This window comes from Lewinellaceae bacterium (assembly GCA_020636105.1).
Lineage (GTDB): Bacteria > Bacteroidota > Bacteroidia > Chitinophagales > Saprospiraceae > BCD1.
The window spans coordinates 4,476,016-4,494,965 of record JACJYL010000001.1; the positions used below are offsets into that span (position 1 = coordinate 4,476,016).

4 protein-coding genes and 1 pseudogene are annotated in these 18,950 nt (G+C 45.1%); 4 read left to right on the forward strand and 1 reads right to left on the reverse strand.

Annotated elements, in window-relative coordinates; genetic code table 11:
* The first annotated feature begins 13 nt into the window (after positions 1-13).
* Positions 14-2,626 (forward strand): fibronectin type III domain-containing protein, encoded by a 2,613-nt coding sequence (locus H6571_16730; protein ID MCB9325386.1) that lies wholly within the window; start codon positions 14-16, stop codon positions 2,624-2,626.
* A gap of 74 nt (positions 2,627-2,700) precedes the next feature.
* Positions 2,701-15,321, forward strand: a complete 12,621-nt coding sequence (locus H6571_16735; GenBank protein ID MCB9325387.1) for a hypothetical protein — start codon at positions 2,701-2,703, stop codon at positions 15,319-15,321.
* Between the two features lie 184 nt (positions 15,322-15,505).
* Here H6571_16735 and H6571_16740 read toward each other — a convergent pair whose 3' ends face one another.
* On the reverse strand, positions 15,506-16,981 hold the full coding sequence (locus H6571_16740) for a DASS family sodium-coupled anion symporter (protein MCB9325388.1): 1,476 nt from the start codon (positions 16,979-16,981) through the stop codon (positions 15,506-15,508).
* A gap of 254 nt (positions 16,982-17,235) precedes the next feature.
* Here H6571_16740 and H6571_16745 point away from each other — a divergent pair, with 254 nt between their 5' ends.
* Together H6571_16745 and H6571_16750 are read left to right on the forward strand one after the other, a co-directional pair.
* Positions 17,236-17,775 carry a DUF4395 domain-containing protein gene (locus tag H6571_16745; protein MCB9325389.1) on the forward strand — a complete coding sequence of 180 codons (540 nt, stop codon included), beginning with the start codon at positions 17,236-17,238 and terminating at the stop codon, positions 17,773-17,775.
* A 178-nt stretch (positions 17,776-17,953) separates the two neighbouring features.
* A pseudogene (locus tag H6571_16750) lies at positions 17,954-18,758 on the forward strand (glycoside hydrolase family 88 protein).
* The last annotated feature ends 192 nt before the right edge of the window (positions 18,759-18,950 follow it).

Below are 18,950 nucleotides of genomic sequence, written 5' to 3' on the forward strand. Positions count from 1 at the left end.
AAAATCTATGAATATGATTCCTAAGCAAATTATGAAGAGCTTTTTTGGTGCTCTCTTTATGATAGGAGCTTTGAGTGGAAACTCACAGGGGCAGAGCCTTTTCCTGGAAGCAAAAACTGTTGATAAGGGTATTGAAATAATTTGGATTCCGACCGCAAGTGGAATTTGGATGGATAACTTTGAGGATGGTTATACGCTTGTGAGAACTGAATTGTCGGCAGATGGAACTGCTGGGAATGAGCTTTCTTTACTGAGCAATTCGAATCCAAAAGATAGCCTTTGGTTTTCCCAATTAGACCAAAGTGCTCACCCTATCCTGGAGCCAATAGGCGGCCTCCTCTACGACACGCTTTTTCAGTTCCCGCCCAATGATCTGTTGGATGAAAAAGAAATGAAGTACAACTATATTATGGAAGAAGTGTCGAACTACTTTGAAATTGCTTCCGCTTTAGGTTTAGGGTACCTGGATACACTTGTAGAAGAAGGAAAGCGGTATCGCTACGAGGTGAATAGTGTAAGAGAAGGTGCCTATCAAAGTATAGAAATCAGCAATGTGTATTTTGAATATAAAACCGCTCCTGAAGATTTAGTTCTGGAATTTGAACACCCTAATGACCTCTCCCTTTCTCAGATGTATGCCAAAGCAAATCCGAGTCCCCGGTCATTTATCAAGGCTATCGGTAAATCTTATGGAGATAGCATAGTACTTCGCTGGGGACTCAATGACGCAAAACTTTGGGAGACTGCCAAAGAAGAAGGTTTTTCAATCCTCCGATCTACTGATGGCAGGACTTATGAAACGGTGGAGGTAATTAAGCCATGGCCAGAGGAAGCAATAACCGAAGCCATAAGTCATGATAGCATGGCCATGCTTGCTGCTGGTTTGTTGTACGGTATGAACGAGCATAAAACGAATGATAAGTCACTTTATGAACAAAATTCAATATTTGAGAACAACTTAGGTTTTGCCCTTTTTGCAGCAGAAAGATCTCCACTGGCTGCGGATATTCTGGGTTTCAGATATGTAGATAAGAACATAGAAAAAGATAGTACTTATATCTACCTGATAGGTACGGAAGGGATTGAAGATTTATGGGATGCTGGTAAGGTTACTATTTATCCAGGGGCTGAGGCACTTAAAGCTCCTGAGCGATTACAAAGTGAGTCATTGGAAAATAGTGTGAAATTGACATGGTCCATAAATGAAAACAGGGAACGATATTCTTCTTATATGATCGAAAAGTCCATGGACGGTAAGAGCTATCAAAATATTACTTCTGCTCCGCTGGTATTTATGGAAACGAATGGGATGAGGCTGTTGGAATACTCTTTTGTCGATAGCGTAGAGAATTATCAAAAGGCATATTACAGACTTTATGGATACGACAGTTTCGGTGATAAAAGCCCCCCGGCAGAAGTTACTGGAATAGCGGTGGACAAAACGCCTCCGCTTCCAGTAGATATAGCCTATACCGATTATATACGGAATGAAGAACGTATTATTTTAGAATGGGATATTTCCGAGGAGCAGTACTCGGATATCAGTCATTATCAAGTGTTGTTAAGTGATGAAAAAGATGGGATGTTTTCTGCTATTAGTGAACCACTAGCCACCACAACGGTCAATTACAGCTTCCCCATAAAAGGAATTGATACCAATAGAGCATTTTATTTCAAAATAGCTAGCCATGATGCCAATGGAAATGTAAGTGAAAGTCTGCCAACACTAGTCGTTGTTCCTGACCTAACGGCTCCCGAACCTCCGAAAGTTATTGCCGCAAGTCTGGACTCTAACAGTTATGTGACTATTGCATGGGAGCATAGCACTTCCTCCGATGTTATGGGATACTGGCTTTATTGGAGTAATGATCCCGAAGATGAAATGACTCCGGTAAATGTTGATATATTGACTGACAATTCCTACACCTATTATTTGGACACAGAAACATTGACTAAGAAAATATACTATTGTGTGCGTGCGCAGGATCGTTCTTATAATAAAGGTAGAATCACCGATATAGTAGAAGTCCAAAGGCTGGATTACAATCCTCCAATTCCGCCTTACGAGTTTTATGGAAATAATTCATCAACTAATTTATCGCTTAATTGGAAAAAAAGTCCTAGTTCAGATGTTGCATTTCAAACCCTTTGGAGGAGTGTGGATGAAATCGAATGGATTCAAATTGATAGCTTACTGCCTTTTGTGGAGAGTTATTTGGATGTTGATTCTTTGGAAATTGGCCAAACATACTCCTATTATTTGCAGGCAATAGATAATAGTGGTAATATTTCAGATAATTCAAAAATCCTGACACTGGACTGGCCATTTAATAATGAAATGGCGCTGATCGAAATTTTAAGTGTAAAAACAATTAATCAAGAAGCTCATTTAACATGGAACGTTCAGATAAATGAAGCATTAGATTCCTATGAATACAAAATAGAAATTCAAAGATCATCGGGGGGAGGTCCATTGAGATATTTCAAAACACTATCCTCTGAGATAACTGATTTCAGTGATTCAGATATTCAAGCCAACGTTCTCTACAACTACGCCGTCCGCATCCGCTTCGACAACGGCTGGGTAGGCGACCTAAGCGAGATAAAATCAATACTGGTGAAATAAAGAATAAAATCAATAGAACTAAACCATAAACCCACGGCAGGCCATGGCCATTGCCTATTGAAAAAAAATCTGTTATGACTAAAGTTTATACTTTTTATAAAACCTTTGCACTGGCATTGGCTGGGTCGATGTTTTGTTTATTGGGTTCCGTGTCCGCGCAGAACTGGAATTATCTGGGTATGCCCAATATTTCCTCAGGATCGGCTTATTGGCAGGATGTTCAGGTCAACAGTGTTGGAGAACCTTACGTGGTTTACAGTGATGTTACTAACGTTGGTATAACCGTTAAAAAATTTGATGGAACTTCATGGAATACGTTAGGCGTAGAAGCCTTTAATGGTGCCTATGCCGAAAGACCAAAGATTGTATTCAATGATAACGATGTGCCTTTTGTTGCCTTTTTTGAAGGGCCTGTTGTCAAAGTGATGCAGTTTGATGGTACCAACTGGGTACTGACAGGGAATGGGGGGCTTTTTCCCTCGACCAATTCAACCCTTGAACTGGATATAGCCATTGATAACAATTTCCTCTATTTGGTGTATCCGGATGATGACCAGGTAGAAAAGGCTACCCTAAAAGGTTTTGATGGTGCCAACTGGATTACTTTAGGAACAGCCGGTTTCTCCTCCGGCCCGGCCGGAGACCTTCGGTTGGAGTTCCATAATGGTGCACCCTATGTCGCATTTGTAGATAACAATACCAATGGCGTCAATATAATGACTTACGACGGCGTTAGCTGGATAAATGTTGGGGCTCCGGATTTCCAAATTTTACCCGGTAATAGTATAAATGCCGATTTGAGTCTGGCCATTGGAGACAATGGGTCGCTTTATGTGGCCGTAGGGTATTTTTCAAACGCTGTAGAAACCCTGATATTGACGTTTAACGGGGCGGACTGGGTTTCTGTCGGAAATGTCATGTTTCCTGGCCAATCAGTGGGTTGGCATGGTTTAGATGTAGCTGGCGGACAACTATATTTTGCCTACAGTGATGGGGATAATGATGGTAAGCTTACCGTGCAAAAGTACAACGGAAGTTCCTGGGAGACTATTGGCCAACCTGGATTTTCGGACGGAAATGCGAGCTTTGCCAGTATTGATGTATACAATGGATTAATTAACGTGGCTTTTGAAGATTTTGGAAATGGATTTGGTACCTCTGTTGTGCAATACAATGATTGTGATCAGAATAGGTTCAATTTGAAATTAACCGTTGATGCTTACCCGGAGGAAACATCCTGGGTGATCAAAAATATTGCAGGAGAAACAGTAGCTTCTGGCGGGCCATATCCCAATGTTCCGGATCAATCTACCCTGGACATCCCTTTATGTCTTGACGATGATTGTTATGAGTTCACCATTATTGATGCCTGGGGTGATGGCATATGTTGTGATTTTGGTGCTGGTGAATACCTGCTAACAAATGCAGCGGGTGATACTTTGGCCCAGGGAGCTTCATTCACTACCTCTGAGACGATTTCTTTTTGTGAAATAAATGCATTGCCAACGGCCATCATTGCCTCCCCGCAAGGTAATGGTTTGAATTGTTATGGCAGTGCGCTTTTATTGGACGGATCTGCTTCAGTAGGAGAAAATGCCTTACAATATCAATGGGAAGATGAAGTAGGAACAATCATTAGCACGGGTGCGACAGCTACCGTTTCAAGTGAGGGAACTTATTTCCTCCAGGTGACGGATGAGGTAACTATGGCAACGGACATAGATAGCGTGGAAGTTGTGGTGGCGGGGGATATCTTTATCAATATTGAATTTGATACACAACCACAGGAAACTTCCTGGCAGTTGATCGGTGATAATGGGTTTTTCATGCAGGGTGGGCCCTACATAGGAGAAACTTATGGTTCTACTCTGGTTATTCCACTTTGTTTGGAGAATGATTGTTATGAGTTTACCATTTTTGATGCCGGGGACAATGGTATTTGTTGTTCCAATATAGGTCAAGGGGCTTATACCGTCACCAACATAGCTGGAGATACTTTGGCTCAAGGAGCTCAATTTGACAGCTTGGAGATCTCTAATTTCTGTTTTAATAACTCTCCTACAGCAATAATCAACCCACTGCAAGGCACTGAAATTAATTGTTTTTTCCCGGAAATCACCCTGGATGCTTCTGGTTCAAACGGAGAAAATGCTTTGACTTATGAATGGACAGATGGCATTTCTACATTAGGAACAGATCCATCGCTGATGGTCTCGGATTCCGGAACATATTTTTTGATTGTGGCGGACACAGGAAACCTGGCCACAGATACTTCCTCCATTCAAATTACAGAGAACAATACTACTTCTACACTTTGGATTGTACCGGGGGTAGAGCCTGCGGAAATTACTTGCACTTTAGGATTTGCAGGTTTATGGGTAATCGGTGGTGGAGGCACTGATCAGGGAGTGTCCTTTGTTTGGAGTGACGGGATTGAAGGTGGGGGGCATTCTGTTACCTCACCAGGGGTGTATTCAGTTACCATGACAGATCTCGGCAATGGCTGTACCATAGAAAGCTCCGTAACGGTTACCGAAAATACTACCCCTCCCACAGTGGATCTCAGTGTATCATCACCTGTGCTGGATTGTTTTAGTGCTTTTTCAACCCTGGATGCTGGTGGATCAACAGGACAGGGAACATTAACTTTTGAATGGACAGGAGGCAGTACAAATAGCTCAATTTTTGTTTCGGAGCCGGGAGATTATTATGTTACCGTTACCGATGGAGTGAACGGATGTAGTGCCGTTGACAGTGTGACCATATTAGAGAATTCAACACTTCCGACTGCCGTCATCGATGCACCATCCACCCAGTTGGATTGTAATGTATCCTCAATTACCCTGGACGCTTCCGGATCAACGGGCCAAGGAACCTTGTTTTATGACTGGACAGGTGGCAGCAGTGGCCCAACCCTTGAAGTCACATCTCCCGGAGACTATTTTGTTACGGTGACTGATGGGGAGAACCAGTGTACGGACGTAACCTCAATTACCATAACCGAAAGCGGCACTACGGATAATCAGGTGATGGTTTCCATAACGTTTGATGATTTCCCCGAAGATATCAGTTGGGAGATCAGAGATACTTTTGATGTATTAATAGCTTCTGGTGGTATCTACCCCGATGAACCGGATGGTAGTACTTTGGAAATACCGCTTTGTATTCCGGACGGTTGTTATGATTTCACCATTATTGATGCTTATGGTGATGGGCTTCTGGGAGATGCAACCTATAGTGTAACCGATGGAGATGGAGATGTCATCGCGGCAGAGGTTAACTTTATAACAGAAGAATCCACCAGCTTCTGCCTGCCCTTTATACCCATGGATCCCGATATCGTCATCCTGACTCCCCAGGGAACTGTTCTGGATTGTAATACAACAGAAGTGACGCTCGACGCTTCAACAAGTACGGGTGATCATCCGCTGGAATATATATGGTCCGATGAATCTTTTGCTACAGTAGGCACCGATCCTGTTTTGGTGGTCAATACCCCCGGAACTTACCAGCTGCAGTTGAGCGATCTCGTCACAGGAGCTACGGATCTTGATTTTATTACCATCACAGAAAATACCACAGCACCCGTTGCTGACATCAGTCCTTCTTCAACGGTGCTCGATTGTAATGTGGCCAATATTACCCTTGATGCTTCTGGCTCTACCGGACAGGGAGCACTGAGTTATGAATGGACAGGAGGCAGCACCGGCACGACTTTAGAAGTTACTGGTGTCGGAGAATATTTTGTGACAGTGACAGATGCAGCGAATGGTTGTTCTTCCGTTGAATCCATCACCATCACCGAAAATTATACCGATCCTGTCGCAAACATCAGTGCTACGACAACGGTCCTTGATTGTTTCAATGGCCTGGTCACCCTGGATGCTATCGGCTCCACCGGACAGGGCGCATTGACTTATGAATGGTCGGATGGAAGTACCGAAAGTTTTCTGACCGTTTCCGCAGCGGGCGTTTATTCGGTAACCGTTACGGATTCCGCCAATGGCTGTAGTTCCACGGCAAGTGAAACCGTTACCGAGAACTTTACCGAACCAACGGCCGTAATCAATTCACCCACAACACAACTGGATTGCAACCAGGGCAGCATTACCCTGGATGCCTCTGCTTCTGCCGGACAGGGAACATTGTTCTACGATTGGACAGGTGGAAGTACCGACCCGACCCTTGAAGTAACGGCAGCGGGGGATTATTCGGTAACCGTTACGGATGCCGTAAATCAGTGTTCTTCTTCAACAACGATCACGATCACTCAAAATATGCTGTCACCGGCAATAGTGTTCTTTACGCCAACGGATCATCTGGATTGTAATACACCAAGTACCATTCTCGATGCTTCTTTATCATCCGGTCAGGGCACGTTATCTTTTGAATGGACAGGTGGAAGTACTGCTTCAACCCTTGAGGTAACTACAGCCGGTGATTATGTCGTTACGGTGACGGATGATTTCAATGGTTGCAGCTCAGTCACCAGCATCACCATAACAGAAAATTATACGGAACCAACGGCCTCAATTGATGCACCAACGTTGACCTTGAATTGTAATGTTGGTAGTATCCTGCTTGATGCATCCGGTTCTAGCGGCCAGGGTGCTTTGACTTATTTTTGGCAGGATGGCAGTACGAATCCTACCTTTACGGCGATATCACAAGGCACCTATGCTGTGACTGTTACCGATTTGGCTAACGGTTGTAGTTCGAGCAACAGTATTGATATTTTTGAAGATTTTGCTTCTCCAACGGCTTCTATAAGTAACCCGGGAACTGTACTCGATTGTAATGTGGGAAGTATAACGCTCGATGCCACAGGTTCTACCGGACAAAGTGGTCTGTCGTTTGAATGGACGGGAGGAGGGACCACTCCTTTCCTGGAAGTTACTTCACCAGGAACCTATACGGTTACTGTTTCTACCGGTAACGGTTGTGATGCAACAGCATCCGTTACGATAACGGAAAATATTACGGAACCTACTGCGGTAATTGATACTCCGGTGACCCAACTGGATTGTATTACGGGGGGCATAACACTGGATGCCTCAGGTTCTTCAGGACAAGGAACACTCAGTTATGCCTGGACAGGCGGCAGTGCGGGCCCTTCGCTTGAAGTTACTGCTGCCGGAGATTATTCGGTAACGATTACGGATTCGGCCAATGGTTGTACTGCCGTGGAGACCATTACGATCACGGAAAATACCTCTGCTCCGGCGATACTTTTCGCCTTGCCAACCGATCACCTAGACTGTGAAACGCCAAGTGTCATCCTAAGCGCTTCCGGGTCCATCGGGCAGGGAACACTGTCTTTTGAGTGGACAGGCGGGAGCATGAGTTCAACGCTGGAAGTAACAGCCGCTGGGGATTATTCCGTTACCGTGACGGATTCAGCCAATGGCTGTAGTTCCGTTGAATCCGTCACGATCACAGAGAATTTTACCGAACCGGTTCCAATGATAGACGCACCGACGACTCAACTGGATTGCGCCAATGGTAGTATCACCCTCGATGCTGCTGGTTCTACGGGCCAAGGTACTTTGACTTACCAATGGACAGGTGGGAGCACCGGTTCAACCCTTGAAGTCACCTCAGAAGGTGATTATTCAGTGACCATTACGGATTCGGCCAATGGCTGCACAGCAATAGAAAACATTACGATTACGGAGAGCATATCTTCTCCGGATCCTTTGATCACTGCTTCGGATACTCAAATAGATTGTGATACGCCGGATATTTTGCTGGAAGCAGTTGGTTGGCTCCAAACGCCCCCGGGGTTGGGTGAATATGTATGGTCGACAGGAGATACGACCTTGACCCTTACGGTTACCATGGCTGGCACATACAGTGTAACGCTCACAGACTTGTTCAATGGTTGTTCCGCAGAAGCTTCCATTACCATTTCAGAGAACTTTACCCAGCCAACTCCGAATATTACCTCAGCAACTACCCAGTTGGATTGTAATAATGGAACCATTACTTTAGACGCTTCAGGCTCCACAGGCCCGGGGGCACTGAGTTTCCTTTGGAACACTGGCGGCGGCGGTCCAACGCCTGATGCCCACTATGAATTCGAAAACAATACAGACGATAGTGCCGGAGCAAACAACGGAACCCCGCAGAACGGACCCACCTATACGGCTGGTCCGGTTGGGCAGGCCATTGATCTGGATGGTAATAACCAGCATGTGACCTTGCCTTCAGGCATGTTCGATACTTACAACGACTTCACCTTTGCTGCCTGGGTTAACTGGGATGGCCCAGCATCAACTATCTGGGAGCGTATTTTTGACTTTGGCAATAATACCACTCAATACATGGTCCTTACCCCCAATGGGTTTCCTAACAACTTCCGTTTTGCTATCACCACATCCGGGCCAGGTGGAGAACAGCGCCTGGAAACGGCCGCACTTCCTGTCAATGAATGGACCCATGTTGCTGTTGTTTTGGATGGTGATACAGGTACCTTATATGTCAATGGTTCTGTTGTCGATTCTGAGACTATAACCGTTGATCCTTCTGACATTGCCCCCATGTTGAACTACTTCGGCCGCAGTCAATTTGTAGGAGACTCCTACTTTGATGGTCAGATCGATGATGTTCGGATTTTCAATACGGCTCTTTCTGGTTCTGAAATAAACGAGGTGATGAGTGGCGGTAGCACATCAGATATGTTGGTAGTGTCAACAGCAGGCACCTATTCGGTAACTGTGACGGATGCCAGTAATGGTTGTACAGCCGAACAAAACATAACGATCACCCAAAATTTCACAGCTCCGACGGCAGCTATTGATGCACCCAGTACCCAATTGGATTGCTCCACGGGTAGTTTGACTTTAGATGCATCTGTTTCCACCGGTCAGGGAACGTTGAGTTATGAATGGACCGGCGGTAGTACAGGTGCTACACTTGCCGTATCGGCTGCAGGGAATTACTCTGTCACGGTGACCGATGCAGCCAACGGCTGTACGTCTGTAGCCATGATAACAATCACCCAGGATGAAAATGTACCCACAGCATCAATTGATGCCCCAACGACCCAGTTGGATTGTAATGTGGCAAGCATTATCCTCGATGCTTCCGGATCCACCGGTCAAAATACTTTGACTTATGAATGGACAGGGGGAAGCTCCAATGCAACATTGGAAGTAACCATGGCGGGAGATTATACAGTAACCGTTACAGATACTCAGAATGGCTGTACATCTTCGGCAACCATAACGATTACCGAAAACTATACTTCTCCATCGATAATATGGTTTGCGCCAACGACCCAATTGGACTGTGTAACAGGAAGTATAACGCTTGACGCTTCCGGTTCTACCGGTCAGGGTACCTTGAGTTATGAATGGACGGGTGGCAGTACAGGGGCTACATTGGATGTACCCGCCGCGGGCGAATATTTTGTAACTATTACAGATGCAGCCAATGGCTGTACTTCATCCAGTTCTATTACGATTACCGAAAACTATACTGCACCCGTGGCAGACCTGAGTACCTCAGCTACTGTATTGGACTGTTTTAATGGCATAATTACGCTTGATGCGATAGGCTCTGCCGGACAGGGAAGCTTAAGTTATGAATGGACCGATGGTAGTACCAATAATTTTATCGTAATATCAGAGGTTGGAGAATATGCTGTTACAATTACCGACGCTGCCAATGGTTGTACTGCTGTGGAAAGTGTTACGATTACAGAGAACTTCACTGAACCAACCGCAGTCATTGATGCGCCAACGACTCAGTTGGATTGTAATGTTTCAAGTATTACGCTTGATGCCACTGGCTCAACGGGGCAGGGAACCTTGTATTATGATTGGACTGGCGGTAGCACCGATCCTACCCTCGAAGTAACTTCAGCGGGGGATTATTCCGTCACGATCACAGATGCTGCAAATCAGTGTACTTCGGTGGCGACTATCACCATCACCGAGAATTTTACCAATCCAACGGCTTTGATTGATGCTCCGGCAACAGAATTGAATTGTGAAATAACGAGTATTGAATTGAATGCTGCTGTTTCTTTTGGACAGGGAGACCTGGGCTATGAATGGACAGGTGGAAGCACGGATTCCACGCTTGTTGTGACAACTGCAGGGAATTATTCAGTAACGGTTACGGATTTGGTCAACGGCTGTAGTGCTTTTGCAACCCAAACCATTACTCAGGATGAGAATGTGCCTACAGCAGCTATAGATGCACCGGAAACTCAATTGGATTGCAATACCGGCAGTATTACTCTGGATGCTTCCGGCTCAACCGGACAAGGCACTTTGACTTATGAATGGACAGGTGGCAGCACCGGTTCGACCCTTGAAGTGACGGCAGGTGGCAATTATGGCGTGACGATTACCGATGATGCCAACGGCTGTACGGCTCAAGCAAATATTACGATCACTGAAAATTATATAGAACCAACCGCAGCGATTGATGCACCAATGACACAATTGGATTGTACCACGGGCAGTATAACACTGGATGCTTCCGGTTCTACCGGACAAGGCACATTGACGTATGAATGGACGGGTGGCAGCACAGGTTCAACCCTTCAAGTGGCTGTGGCCGGAGATTACTCCGTAACGGTAACTGATTCGGAGAACGGCTGTTCTGCGGTGGCTACGATAACGATCACCCAGGATGAGAATGTACCCACAGCATCAATTGATGCCCCAACGACCCAGTTGGATTGTAATGTGGCAAGCATTATCCTCGATGCTTCCGGATCCACCGGTCAAAATGCTTTGACTTATGAATGGACAGGGGGAAGCTCCAATGCAACATTGGAAGTAACCATGGCGGGAGATTATACAGTAACCGTTACAGATACTCAGAATGGCTGTACATCTTCGGCAACCATAACGATTACCGAAAACTATACTTCTCCATCGATAATATGGTTTGCGCCAACGACCCAATTGGACTGTGTAACAGGAAGTATAACGCTTGACGCTTCCGGTTCGACGGGTCAGGGAGTCTTAGGTTATGAATGGACGGGTGGCAGTACAGGGGCTACATTGGATGTAACCGCCGCGGGCGAATATTTTGTAACTATTACAGATGCAGCCAATGGGTGTACTTCATCGAGTTCTATTACGATTACCGAAAACTATACGGCACCCGTGGCAGACCTGAGTACCTCAGCTACTGTATTGGACTGTTTTAATGGCATAATTACACTTGATGCGATAGGCTCTGCCGGACAGGGAACCTTAAGTTATGGATGGACCGATGGTAGTACCAATAATTTTATCGTAATATCAGAGGTTGGAGAATATGCTGTTACAATTACCGACGCTGCCAATGGCTGTACTGCTGTGGAAAGTGTTACGATTACAGAGAACTTCACTGAACCAACCGCAGTCATAGATGCGCCAACGACTCAGTTGGATTGTAATGTTTCAAGTATTACGCTTGATGCCACTGGCTCAACGGGGCAGGGAATCTTGTTTTATGATTGGACAGGCGGCAGCACCGATCCTACCCTCGAGGTAACTTCAGCGGGGGATTATTCAATCACGATCACAGATGCTGCAAATCAGTGTACTTCGGTGGCGACTATCACCATCACCGATAATTTTACCAATCCAACGGCTTTGATTGATGCCCCGGCTACCGAATTGACTTGTGAGGTAACCAGTATAGAGTTGAATGCGGCTATTTCCTTTGGACAAGGAGACCTGAGTTATGAATGGACCGGCGGCAGCACGGATTCAACGCTTGTAGTGACGACGGCTGGTGATTATTCAGTAACAGTGACAGATCCAGTCAACGGCTGTAGTGCTGTAGCATCAGTGACAATTACACAAGATGGAAATGTTCCAACTGCTGTAATTGATGCACCTGAAACCCAATTGGATTGTGATACGGGCAGCATCATTTTAGATGCTTCGGGATCAACAGGACAAGGTACTTTAACCTACGAATGGACAGGCGGCAGCACTGGTTCCACCCTTGAAGTGACTGTAGCCGGCGATTATGGCGTAACGATCACAGACAGCACCAACGGTTGTACGGCTGAAGCGAGCATAACGATCACAGAAAATTATATTGCCCCTACAGCAGTAATTGATGCGCCTGCAACCCAGCTTGATTGTACGACAGGCAGTATTATCCTCGATGCATCCGGATCAATGGGACAGGGCACTTTGAGTTATGAATGGACGGGCGGTAGCACAGGGGCAACACTTGTAGTGGCATTAGCCGGTGATTACTCCGTGACCGTGACAGATAGTGCAAACGGCTGTACGGCTGTAAACATGATTACCATTACTCAGGACAGTGATGTACCAGTGGCGATGATAGATACACCTATTATGGAGCTGGACTGTAACGTTTTAGCCATAATCCTTGATGCTTCCGGTTCTACTGGCGTAAATCCGCTGACTTATGAATGGACGGGCGGCAGCACCAATGCGGCTTTGGAAGTGACTATGGGAGGCGTTTATTCGGTTACCGTGACGGATTCACAAAACGGATGTACTTCGGCCACATCGATTAATATTACCGAAAATTATACTTCACCATCAATAATATGGTTCACGCCAACAACACAACTGGATTGTGATACAGGCAGTATTGTCGTGGACGCTTCCGGTTCGACAGGACAAGGTATGCTGACTTATGAGTGGACGGGCGGCAGTACCGGGTCAACGCTGGAGGTGACGGCAGCGGGAGAATATTTTGTAACCCTTACAGACGCAGCGAATGGATGTTCTTCATCCAGTTCTATTACCATCACAGAAAATTATACAACACCCTCAGCGTCAATTGATGTACCAACGACTCAGTTGGATTGTAATGTAGCCAGTATTGCTCTGGATGCATCCGGATCGATGGGCCAGGGTGCTTTGACATATGAGTGGACCGGCGGCAGCACCAATGCTACTCTTGACGTAACCATGGTCGGTGATTACTTTGTAACTGTGTCAGATGGAGCCAATGGTTGTCAGTCTGTGACTTTCGTTAGTATTACCCAGGACCTATTGGCTCCCAATGCGGTAATTACGCCACCAGCTATCACATTATTGGATTGTAATAATCCAACGATTACGCTAGATGCAGGCCCTTCAAGCGGCCAGGGAGTTTTATCCTATGAGTGGACAGGAGGAGGTACGAATGCTACCCTTGAAGTTACTTCTGCCGGGGATTATTTCGTCACGGTGACAGATGCCCAAAATGGATGTACAGCAGTAGACATGGTCACCTTAACGGAAGATTTTATGGCTCCCGTGGTGGTAATTGAAACACCTTTGGGTACCCAGCTGGATTGTGATACGGAAATGTTGACCATAAATGCAGGCAACTCTACGGGGCAAGGTGTTTTGTCTTATGAGTGGACAGGTGGCAGTACAAATCCATCCCTGGAAGTGACAGCACCCGGTAATTACTCCGTAACCATTTCCGATAGCCAAAATGGCTGTACGGCTATTGAAACGATTGTGATTACCCAGGATATGGGCAATGTAATGGTAAGTTACAATGACCCTGTTTGCGTAGGAGATGAATTAGAATTATTCAATACAAACACGGCCACACAATGGCAATGGGAAGGACCAGATGACTTTACCTCAACGATTCAGAATCCAACGATCTCTCAGGTAACCACAGCCGCGAGCGGAATTTATTTCGTCACTATTACGGAAACATCCGGTTGTACTTATGTTGGTTCCGTAGATGTTGTAGTTAATACAATACCTGAGATCAATATTACGGGATCTGAGGAAGTTTGTGAACAAGGGACGATAGACTTGACAGAGGATGCCGGTGATGCGGTTTCCTGGAGTTGGTCCGGGCCCGATAGTTTCTCTGCCAGTAGCGGGAATATTAATATATCGATGGTTTCTGAACTTCAGCAAGGTGTATATCAGGTAAATATTACGGATATTAATGGGTGTGTAAATTCAGATCAGATTGACATTGCCATAAATGATCTTCCTTTAGTTGAGATCATTTCTTCTTCCCCTGTTTGTACCGACGAAGACCTGGAACTTCATGAAGTGGGTGGAAATGCCATCGAATGGTCATGGACCGGACCGGATGGATTTACAGCGTCAACTTCAGACGTTTTTGTTTCTAGTAACCAGGTACTGGGCGGTACCTATTTGGTTACCATAACAGGGGAGAATGGATGTACGGCTACTGCTGAAACTATTGTTTCTACTGTCCAGGGACAGTTAATTGAAAGTAATTTTTTGGTTGGAAATATGGCCTGTCTTGGAGATAGCCTAAGGTTTATTGATTATACCAATATTGATATCGATACTACCGCTACTTTCTTCTGGGATTTTGGTAATGGTGACACCAGTACCGAACGAGATCCTGTTTATGTTTACCATACTTCCGGTCTTTTTGATATTCAACTGGAGATTTTGAGCGGTAGTTGCCCTAATTTTTCGATGGTTAAATCTGTTGGGATAGTTGACTGTTTAAAGCAACCATTTGGACTGATTAATGCTTCTTTGCGCCCAACAATAAACGATGGTCAATTTGACATCTATGTAGAATTGATTGATAAAGGAGACGTTTTATTGGAAATCTATGATGTTAATGGGAAGAAAATCCAATCAGATTTTTATCAGAATATTGACAGTTTAGAAAAATCCATTACGATCCGGGAGGTTGGAATTTATTTTGTTCAAATAGGACATAAGAATGGGGTGGAAATATTAAGAGCCATAGTTATTGAATAAGGAAATTTATTCATGGCAGATGTGAATTTATTACCACCACAAACATTGAAAGAAAAACGCTAAAATATCAGGGGAGTTTGGATTTTGTCGAGTAACCGGGAAGGATTTAATGGTTAAAAAGTCTTCCTGGTTATTCACTCTCCAATCCCTTCATATCTATGAGGTATTACGTTACCCGCACTCTTCAAATCGACAACACCGGCAGCACATACATGTACATCAGCATGGTCAAAAGCATGATGCATAAAAAATTGAGACCCAAACCACACTTTGCCATTTCCGGAATCGTAACGCGATTGCTTCCAAATATAACCGCATTGGTGCCTGTGCCCGAAGGCAGCATAAAGGAAAATGAACAGGCAAATGTTGCGGGGATCATGAGCAATAAGGGGTTCATCTGACCGGCGATGGCCATGGCGGCCAGCACGGGCAGGAAAATATTTGCTGTAGCGGTATTGCTGTTGATTTCGGTGATGAAAATCATGATGAAGATCACGATCACCAAAACCAGGAACATGGGATAGGTGCTGATAAAGCTCATTTTGGAACCCAAAAAGACGGCCAGTCCGGTCTGCTTAAAAGAATCGGCGATGGCATAACCTCCCCCGACGATCATGACAACGCCCCAGGGCACCTGTGAAGCATGTTCCCAGTTAAGCAGTTTATTCGGGGCCGATTTGGGCTTGCTCTTGCCGGAAGGGATGGAAAACAATAATAAGGCGGACAGGATGGCGACCGTAGAATCGTGCACATAATCTTTAAGGCCCAAAAGGGAGGACCAGCCGGGGAACACAAAATTTTCCAATACTATATCTCTTCGGAAGATCCATCCCAATGCGGTAAACATAAAAATGGCGAATACCCTTTTTTCCATGGTCGTTAGCTTGCCGATGGCCATGATCTCCTGACGGATGATCTCCTGGCTGCCGGCAAAATGGCCGCTTATTTTAAAATATTTGGTAAGATATACCCAGGTTATCGGCAGTATAATGAGCACAATGGGCGTACCCAGTTTCATCCATTCCAAAAAGTCTATCTCCGGCAATTCAGGGAAGGATTTGGCAAATACGCCGGCAAATACCATGTTGGGCGGCGTCCCAATCAGACTTCCCGTCCCCCCGATACTCGCAGCATAGGCAATAGCCAGCATTAAAGCCAGGCCAAATTTGGGGTTTCGCTCCTCGTTTTCTTCTTCTTTATCAACGATGGCCAGGGCAATGGGCAGCATCAGCAATACCACGGCCACATTGGCAATCCAAAAGGAAAGAAAAGCCGTTGCGATCATAAAACTCAGCATAATTCTTTTCCGGCTCGTCCCCAGTTTGCTGATGATGTAAAGGGCTACTCTTTTGTGAAGGCCGCTGAGTTCAATGGATTTTGCCAAAAAGAAGCCGCCCAGCAGCATTAAAACATAGTTGTGACCATAATTTTCGGTGGTGGTGCCGGCGTCGAGAATGCCCAATAACGGAAATAAGGCAATGGGGACAAAAGCGGTGGCATAGATGGGAATACATTCGGTCACCCACCAAATGGCCATCAACAAGGCTACGCCCAAAGCTTTTAGGGCTTCCGGTTTCATCCCGTCCGGTGGCGGGACTAAAACGCAAAATAATAGAATAAGGATGCCGGTCCAAAATCCGATCTGTTTAGATTTAGTCATGAAAATTTCCGTTTAATTCGAAGCTATAAACCACTTCAATATTGTCTGTCAATGGATTCAATGGTAAAATAGGATAAATTCATTATTTGCTGTTATAGTTTTTAAGGGAATCTGACCGTAGAGGTCCCAGAAGTTCGTATTGTCATTAAGGGTTTTGTTTTTGATAAAAAAGCCCTGTATTGTCATTTGTTTTAGCGTAACCATTCCCTACAATGTGTACCTTTGCCCGCTCAAACAAAAAATAAAACACAAACATGTCATTGATCAGTTTTGGAGAATATATCGAAGGAAGGGCATACAAGGTGCTTGATGAACGAATCGTCCGCGGAAGTGCTGGCATATTGCTGTTCCTGGCCGTCATAGCCTCTATCAATGGGTTTATCCTTAAAAACTATATTGTAGTACCCTACATTTCCGGGTTTCTGGCACTAAATTTTCTTATCGGAATTTTTATTAACCCTAAATTTTCCCCGACCATGTTTATTTCATGGGTAATGGTAAAAAATCAAAGTCCTCTCCCCATCGGAGCTATCCAAAAAAAGTTTGCCTGGAGCCTTGGGTTGGTCTTATCCACCACCATTTTTATTTTGTCCCTGTTTTTGCTGTCGGATGAATCCTATTTTGATCCGGTGTGTCTGTTGTGCTTAACCTGTATTGGTCTGCTATTCCTTGAGACCGCCTTTGGAATATGTATGGGGTGCAAGCTTTACCATCTGTCCGTTTATTTAAAGCTGATAAAACCACCCAAAGAAAAACCAAACTGTATGGGCGATGCATGTGATACAGATGTTTAGAGCAGTGCTAAGCATAAAAGAATAGCAAAGCTGATGGCCTTAAGTCGCCCGGCCCAAAAATAAAAGACCTGTAGAGGCGGTCTTAGAAGGCTGTATAGAGACGGTTGATTGAAACGTAAATTACACAATCCGTTTTTATCGGTAAAATCAGTTGGATCTGTGTTCTGTTTTGAGCCAGATGTATTTGGAAATGTACCAGCAAAAGCAAAAGAATAAAAACAGCTACCGCATTCCTGGTCCCACCCGGGCGAGGCTGGATTATGTGATGGCAAACCCGTCAAAAGGAACGCTCTACCTTGATTACGGGGATGCTCAAACGCTGGAACGCTGGTCGTGGTGTGACGCCCTGTTTATGGCCCCGCCCGTTTATGTGAAAATGGCAAACATCACGGGCAATGAAAAGTATGTGGCCTTTATGGATAAAGAATTCAAGGCTACGCATGATTTTTTATACGATAAGGAGGAACATTTATTCTACCGGGACCGCCGCTATTTTCCTGAAAAAATACGGGAAGCCAACGGCCAAAAAGTATTCTGGGGTCGCGGCAATGGCTGGGTGATGGGAGGCCTGGTTTCCATCCTGAAAGATTTGCCCCAAGACAGCAAGTACCGGCCTTTTTTACGAACAGCTTTTTAGAGAAATGGCCGAAAAAATAGCTGCCCGCCAGGATGAAACAGGCTTCTGGCACGCCAGTATGCTCGACCACGAAAGTTATCCAAATCCGGAGACCAGTTCAAGTTCATTTTTTTGTTATGCACTCACCTATGGAGTAAATGCCGGCTTACTTGACAAAGTCAAATATACTACCATCGTAACCAAAGCATGGCAGGCCCTGGTCAGTTGTGTTTTTGCGGATGGAAAATTAGGCTGGGTGCAACCCATTGGCCAGGATCCTAAGTTGGTTACGGCGGATATGACGGAAGTGTATGGCGTAGGAGCCTTTTTGCTGGCGGGGACGGAGATGTTGAAATGGCTAAAGTAGGCGCTTAGACCTCAAAGGTAATTGCGGATAGCTGAAATCAGTTAATGAATCGGTTTCGGGATGGTAATAGGGATTTTACAATTCCCATTCGGATGCAGCAACATGTTTAATCCATGTTTTTCTGGGTTCCTTCATAGCAGTTGAATAAAAAAAACAAGGTTCGAGACTAATTAACCCAGATTGCGAGGCAAC